Consider the following 6,998-nt stretch of genomic DNA (forward strand, 5'->3'; position numbering starts at 1 on the left):
GCTGAAAAAGTGTTAGTATATCGCACAAATTGAATAACTGATGTGTTTGGATTTTGTGATGTCAAATTTCTTACCTGCTGAAGAACAGCTTGCCCTGATCCAACGTGGCACGCATGAAATTATCTCTGAAGAAGACCTGTTAAAGAAGCTTAAACAGAACCGCCCACTTAAAATCAAAGCAGGCTTTGACCCAACTGCACCAGATTTGCACCTTGGGCATACTGTTTTAATCAACAAATTAAAAACATTCCAAGATTTAGGGCATGAAGTTTATTTCTTGATTGGTGACTATACCGCGATGATTGGTGATCCAACTGGAAAGAGTGCAACTCGTCCACCATTGTCACGTGAACAAGTATTAGAAAACGCCAAAACTTATCAGGAACAGGTTTTTAAAATCCTTGACCCAAACAAAACTAAAGTGGTGTTTAACTCAGAATGGTTCGCAACCAAGACTGCGGCTGACCTGATTCAATTGGCTTCACAGCAAACTGTAGCGCGTATGCTGGAGCGTGACGACTTCACCAAACGTTACAACAACCAGCAACCTATTGCGATTCATGAATTCTTGTATCCATTGGTACAAGGCTATGACTCGGTTGCTTTACATGCAGATGTTGAGTTAGGTGGTACCGATCAAACCTTTAACTTGCTCATGGGACGTACTTTACAAGGTCGTTATGATCAAGAAGCACAAGTGTGTATTACTGTGCCAATCTTGGAAGGTCTGGATGGCGTTAATAAAATGTCGAAATCACTCGGCAACTACATTGGCGTATTTGATGCACCAGGTGCGATGTACCAAAAAGTGCTTTCAATGCCAGACTCTTTGATTGAGCGTTATTTTGACTTGCTCAGCTTTAAGTCGGTTGAAGAAATCAAAACCTTACTTAAAGAAATTGAAGAAGGGCGTAACCCGCAAGAAGTCAAAAAAATTCTTGCTCTTGAATTGGTCGAACGTTTCCACGGTGCTGAAGCTGCTGCCAATGCTCACAAAGGTGCAGGTAACATCATTACAGAAGGTGAATTGCCTGAAGGTACCCCTGAAGTGACCATTTCACGTGGTGAATTTGGTGGTGAGCTGTTTATTGCTTCTATTGTCCGTGCTGCTGGCTTAACTAAAAATGCAGCTGCTGCAAAAGATGCTGTTGCACGTGGCGCCGTAAAAGTGGACTGGAATGTCGTTGATGCAGGTTATTCTGTGAAAGAAAATACGACTATTATTGTCCAATCAGGTAAAAAAGCCATTGCACGGGTCACTTTTACTGATTAAACCTCGAAATAAATAAAAAATTAAAAAGGCAATCTGCAAAAGATTGCCTTTTTTTATGCAAAAATGCGTATAAAACCAGCAAAAACCACAAAAAAGATGAAAAAACACACACCTAAATCAAAAAGTGCTAAAAAATGCTTGCAAGCAGTTATGAATGGTCTATAATGCGTATCCATCGGCGGTGATGCAGATAAAAACTTGTTGATTAACAAGGGCTTAGCTAGATAGATAAGTTTTTAGTTGATTGAATGAGTTTTAAAAAATATCGAAATTACCTGTTGACTTTGTTTTAAAATAGAGTAACATAGCCGACCTAGCTTGATGATGACGAATCATCGAGAAGATCATTAAGAGAATTGGAAGAACAACTTGTGTGGATTTTTATCAGTTGATCAGTCGAATATATATTTCATTGATTGAATTGGTAGAAATTTCTCGAAGTTTATTTGAGCGAATTTTTAGTCAGTAAGATTAATGAGCCAGATTTAGCACTTTTAGTAAAGTGCAATGATTTTAAACTGAAGAGTTTGATCATGGCTCAGATTGAACGCTGGCGGCAGGCTTAACACATGCAAGTCGAGCGGAGCGAAGGTGCTTGCACCTTAGCTTAGCGGCGGACGGGTGAGTAATGCTTAGGAATCTGCCTATTAGTGGGGGACAACGTTTCGAAAGGAACGCTAATACCGCATACGTCCTACGGGAGAAAGCAGGGGATCTTCGGACCTTGTGCTAATAGATGAGCCTAAGTCGGATTAGCTAGTTGGTGGGGTAAAGGCCTACCAAGGCGACGATCTGTAGCGGGTCTGAGAGGATGATCCGCCACACTGGGACTGAGACACGGCCCAGACTCCTACGGGAGGCAGCAGTGGGGAATATTGGACAATGGGCGAAAGCCTGATCCAGCCATGCCGCGTGTGTGAAGAAGGCCTTTTGGTTGTAAAGCACTTTAAGCGAGGAGGAGGCTTCTTTGGTTAATACCCAAAGTAAGTGGACGTTACTCGCAGAATAAGCACCGGCTAACTCTGTGCCAGCAGCCGCGGTAATACAGAGGGTGCAAGCGTTAATCGGATTTACTGGGCGTAAAGCGTGCGTAGGCGGCTAATTAAGTCAAATGTGAAATCCCCGAGCTTAACTTGGGAATTGCATTCGATACTGGTTAGCTAGAGTATGGGAGAGGATGGTAGAATTCCAGGTGTAGCGGTGAAATGCGTAGAGATCTGGAGGAATACCGATGGCGAAGGCAGCCATCTGGCCTAATACTGACGCTGAGGTACGAAAGCATGGGGAGCAAACAGGATTAGATACCCTGGTAGTCCATGCCGTAAACGATGTCTACTAGCCGTTGGGGTCTTTGAGACCTTAGTGGCGCAGCTAACGCGATAAGTAGACCGCCTGGGGAGTACGGTCGCAAGACTAAAACTCAAATGAATTGACGGGGGCCCGCACAAGCGGTGGAGCATGTGGTTTAATTCGATGCAACGCGAAGAACCTTACCTGGCCTTGACATACTAAGAACTTTCCAGAGATGGATTGGTGCCTTCGGGAACTTAGATACAGGTGCTGCATGGCTGTCGTCAGCTCGTGTCGTGAGATGTTGGGTTAAGTCCCGCAACGAGCGCAACCCTTTTCCTTATTTGCCAGCGAGTAATGTCGGGAACTTTAAGGATACTGCCAGTGACAAACTGGAGGAAGGCGGGGACGACGTCAAGTCATCATGGCCCTTACGGCCAGGGCTACACACGTGCTACAATGGTCGGTACAAAGGGTTGCTACCTAGCGATAGGATGCTAATCTCAAAAAGCCGATCGTAGTCCGGATTGGAGTCTGCAACTCGACTCCATGAAGTCGGAATCGCTAGTAATCGCGGATCAGAATGCCGCGGTGAATACGTTCCCGGGCCTTGTACACACCGCCCGTCACACCATGGGAGTTTGTTGCACCAGAAGTAGCTAGCCTAACAGCAATGAGGGCGGTTACCACGGTGTGGCCGATGACTGGGGTGAAGTCGTAACAAGGTAGCCGTAGGGGAACCTGCGGCTGGATCACCTCCTTAACGAAAAGACGGATTGATTGGTAAGAATCCACAACAAGTTGTTCTTCTGGTATATCGAATGGGTCTGTAGCTCAGTTGGTTAGAGCACACGCTTGATAAGCGTGGGGTCACAAGTTCAAGTCTTGTCAGACCCACCAAAGACAATTCGATATAAATTGATGATATAAGCTGGGGACTTAGCTTAGTTGGTAGAGCGCCTGCTTTGCACGCAGGAGGTCAGGAGTTCGACTCTCCTAGTCTCCACCACGAATTCTGAAGATTAGAGTTCGAGCTAAAGATTACAGAATTTAGTAAGAGAAAAACCTGAAGGTTTTATTTTATTAACTTCTGTGATTTAAGTATCACGGTATTAGTGTGATCCGACGAGGGCACATTAACTCATTAACAGATTGGTAAAATTGAGTCTGAAATAAATTGTTCAACTCATTCATTCGAAAGAATGAAATGAGAACTAGCAAATTAACTGAATCAAGCGTTTTGGTATATGAATTAGATTGAAGCTGTACAGTGTTTAGATACACAGTACTTCAAACTGTAAGAGATTGATGAGAAATCATTGATCATGTCTTATTACTACTTGTAGGTAATAACGACTGTTTGGGGTTGTATAGTCAAGTAATTAAGTGCATGTGGTGGATGCCTTGGCAGTCAGAGGCGATGAAAGACGTGATAGCCTGCGAAAAGCTTCGGGGAGGCGGCAAATATCCTGTGATCCGGAGATGTCTGAATGGGGGAACCCACTTACCATAAGGTAGGTATTGCAACATGAATACATAGTGTTGCAAGGCGAACGAGGGGAAGTGAAACATCTCAGTACCCTTAGGAAAAGAAATCAATTGAGATTCCCTCAGTAGCGGCGAGCGAACGGGGATCAGCCCATTAAGTTATATGTGTTTTAGCGGAATGCTCTGGGAAGTGCAACCGTAGAGGGTGATAGTCCCGTACACGAAAGGGCACATATAATGATGACGAGTAAGGCGAGGCACGTGAAACCTTGTCTGAATATGGGGGGACCATCCTCCAAGGCTAAATACTCCTGACTGACCGATAGTGAACCAGTACCGTGAGGGAAAGGCGAAAAGAACCCCTGTGAGGGGAGTGAAATAGATCCTGAAACCGCATGCATACAAGCAGTGGGAGCACCTTCGTGGTGTGACTGCGTACCTTTTGTATAATGGGTCAGCGACTTATATTCAGTGGCGAGGTTAACCGTATAGGGGAGCCGTAGAGAAATCGAGTCTTAATAGGGCGTTTTAGTCGCTGGGTATAGACCCGAAACCGGGTGATCTATCCATGAGCAGGTTGAAGGTTGGGTAACACTAACTGGAGGACCGAACCCACCGTCGTTGAAAAGCCGGGGGATGACTTGTGGATAGGGGTGAAAGGCTAATCAAACTCGGTGATAGCTGGTTCTCCCCGAAAGCTATTTAGGTAGCGCCTCGGACGAATACCATAGGGGGTAGAGCACTGTTTCGGCTAGGGGGTCATCCCGACTTACCAAACCGATGCAAACTCCGAATACCTATGAGTACTATCCGGGAGACAGACTGCGGGTGCTAACGTCCGTAGTCAAGAGGAAAACAATCCAGACCGCCAGCTAAGGCCCCAAAATCATAGTTAAGTGGGAAACGATGTGGGAAGGCATAGACAGCTAGGAGGTTGGCTTAGAAGCAGCCACCCTTTAAAGAAAGCGTAATAGCTCACTAGTCGAGTCGGCCTGCGCGGAAGATGTAACGGGGCTAAAACTATGTGCCGAAGCTGCGGATTTGACATTAGTCAAGTGGTAGGGGAGCGTTCTGTAAGCCGATGAAGGTGGATTGAGAAGTCTGCTGGAGGTATCAGAAGTGCGAATGCTGACGTGAGTAACGACAAAACGGGTGAAAAACCCGTTCGCTGAAAGACCAAGGGTTCCAGTCCAACGTTAATCGGGGCTGGGTGAGTCGACCCCTAAGGCGAGGCCGAAAGGCGTAGTCGATGGGAAATTGGTTAATATTCCAATACTTCTGTGTAATGCGATGAGAGGACGGAGAAGGTTAGGTCAGCCTGGCGTTGGTTGTCCAGGTGAAAGACAGTAGGCATGCATCTTAGGCAAATCCGGGGTGCTCTATGCTGAGAGTTGATAGCAAGCTGTACTTGTACAGTGAAGTGGCTGATACCATGCTTCCAAGAAAAGTCTCTAAGCTTCAGTTACACAGGAATCGTACCCTAAACCGACACAGGTGGTCAGGTCGAGTAGACCAAAGCGCTTGAGAGAACTCTGCTGAAGGAACTAGGCAAAATGGTACCGTAACTTCGGGAGAAGGTACGCTGCTGACGGTGATTCCCCTTGCGGGATGAGCTATTGGCAGCCACAGAAACCAGGCCGCTGCAACTGTTTATTAAAAACATAGCACTCTGCAAACACGAAAGTGGACGTATAGGGTGTGATGCCTGCCCGGTGCTGGAAGGTTAATTGATGGGGTTAGCGTAAGCGAAGCTCTTGATCGAAGCCCCAGTAAACGGCGGCCGTAACTATAACGGTCCTAAGGTAGCGAAATTCCTTGTCGGGTAAGTTCCGACCTGCACGAATGGCATAATGATGGCGGCGCTGTCTCCAGCAGAGGCTCAGTGAAATCGAATTCGCCGTGAAGATGCGGTGTACCCGCGGCTAGACGGAAAGACCCCGTGAACCTTTACTGCAGCTTGACATTGAACTTTGATCTTACTTGTGTAGGATAGGTGGGAGGCTTTGAAGTTGGGACGCCAGTTCCAATGGAGCCATCCTTGAAATACCACCCTGGTAATATTGAGGTTCTAACTCTGTCCCGTGATCCGGGACGAGGACCATGTCTGGTGGGTAGTTTGACTGGGGCGGTCTCCTCCTAAAGAGTAACGGAGGAGTACGAAGGTGCGCTCAGCGTGGTCGGAAATCACGCGTAGAGTATAAAGGCAAAAGCGCGCTTAACTGCGAGACCCACAAGTCGAGCAGGTACGAAAGTAGGTCTTAGTGATCCGGTGGTTCTGTATGGAAGGGCCATCGCTCAACGGATAAAAGGTACTCTGGGGATAACAGGCTGATACCGCCCAAGAGTTCATATCGACGGCGGTGTTTGGCACCTCGATGTCGGCTCATCTCATCCTGGGGCTGAAGCAGGTCCCAAGGGTATGGCTGTTCGCCATTTAAAGAGGTACGCGAGCTGGGTTTAGAACGTCGTGAGACAGTTCGGTCCCTATCTACCGTGGGCGCTGGAAATTTGAGAGGATCTGCTCCTAGTACGAGAGGACCAGAGTGGACGAACCTCTGGTGTACCGGTTGTGACGCCAGTCGCATCGCCGGGTAGCTATGTTCGGAAGGGATAACCGCTGAAAGCATCTAAGCGGGAAGCCTACCTCAAGATAAGATTTCCCTAGGAATTTATTCCTCTAAAGAGCCGTTCGAGACTAGGACGTTGATAGGTTGGGTGTGGAAGCATAGTGATATGTGAAGCTGACCAATACTAATTGCTCGTGAGGCTTGACTATACAACACCCAAGCAGTTGTATATAAAGCTTAAATCGATTCATAAAAGATCAGTTAAATCTGATCTGAAACAAAGAACTTGATTTAGTAAACGCTAGAACATAAAATTCGACTCAGTTAACCAATTTGTTAATAACTCATTTGGTACACAGTACGGTAGCAACAAGATCAAC

General features: G+C 46.5%; 1 protein-coding gene, 2 tRNA genes and 2 rRNA genes. All 5 read left to right on the forward strand.

What is annotated here, in order from left to right:
- Positions 1-40 precede the first annotated feature (40 nt).
- The 5 genes from tyrS (at position 41) to P255_RS13185 (ending at position 6,827) form a co-directional block, all read left to right on the forward strand.
- Positions 41-1,273 carry a tyrosine--tRNA ligase gene (gene tyrS / locus P255_RS13165; RefSeq protein ID WP_035365568.1) on the forward strand — a complete coding sequence of 411 codons (1,233 nt, stop codon included), beginning with the start codon at positions 41-43 and terminating at the stop codon, positions 1,271-1,273.
- Between the two features lie 515 nt (positions 1,274-1,788).
- Positions 1,789-3,326 (forward strand): 16S ribosomal RNA (locus tag P255_RS13170).
- Between the two features lie 60 nt (positions 3,327-3,386).
- Positions 3,387-3,463, forward strand: a tRNA-Ile gene (locus P255_RS13175).
- 33 nt (positions 3,464-3,496) lie between these two features.
- Positions 3,497-3,572: transfer RNA gene (locus P255_RS13180), tRNA-Ala, on the forward strand.
- 363 nt (positions 3,573-3,935) lie between these two features.
- A 23S ribosomal RNA gene (locus P255_RS13185) occupies positions 3,936-6,827 on the forward strand.
- The 16S and 23S rRNA genes sit together here with 2 tRNA genes alongside, the layout of an rRNA operon.
- The last annotated feature ends 171 nt before the right edge of the window (positions 6,828-6,998 follow it).

The sequence above is a fragment of the Acinetobacter brisouii CIP 110357 genome, from assembly GCF_000488275.1.
Classification (GTDB): Bacteria; Pseudomonadota; Gammaproteobacteria; order Pseudomonadales; family Moraxellaceae; genus Acinetobacter; species Acinetobacter brisouii.